Source organism: Paludisphaera soli (assembly GCF_011064595.1).
GTDB lineage: Bacteria > Planctomycetota > Planctomycetia > Isosphaerales > Isosphaeraceae > Paludisphaera > Paludisphaera soli.
Genome location: NZ_JAALJI010000162.1, coordinates 1 through 367 on the forward strand (window position 1 = coordinate 1; position 367 = coordinate 367).

The 367-nt window shown below is 54.2% G+C and carries 1 protein-coding gene; it reads left to right on the forward strand.

What is annotated here, in order from left to right; genetic code table 11:
* Positions 1 to 308, forward strand: a 308-nt coding sequence (locus tag G6O68_RS32145) for a hypothetical protein (RefSeq protein WP_206108306.1), incomplete at its 5' end; no start/stop codon positions are given.
* Positions 309 to 367 lie beyond the last annotated feature (59 nt).

The following is a 367-nucleotide window of genomic DNA, read 5'->3' on the forward strand; positions in this document are numbered from 1 at the left end:
CCAGGGACTTGCTTGATGGCAAGAACGTTACGGTAAAGTCGATCAAGGAAGCGGATAATTTATTGAAGGAAGCCCTTCCGAACGCACGCAAAGTCACGGGGACTGGTCCTGGTCAGTCTGGCCCGCCCGACTGGACGAAGTTCAAGGGAAAGGACCCGAACGGGATCTATCACAAGGATTATCACTTCGATCCGCGAACCGATCGGATCTACGGCCATGGCCCGAAGAACCCTCACGGGGGCTTCAAGCACATCAACGTGAAGCTCCCGGACGGCACCAAGGTGACGATCGGGATCGAACCCAAGTAGAGAGGGATATGACTACAGTGAAGTTCATCGAATGGATTGAGGCCGGCAAGGCTAATAAC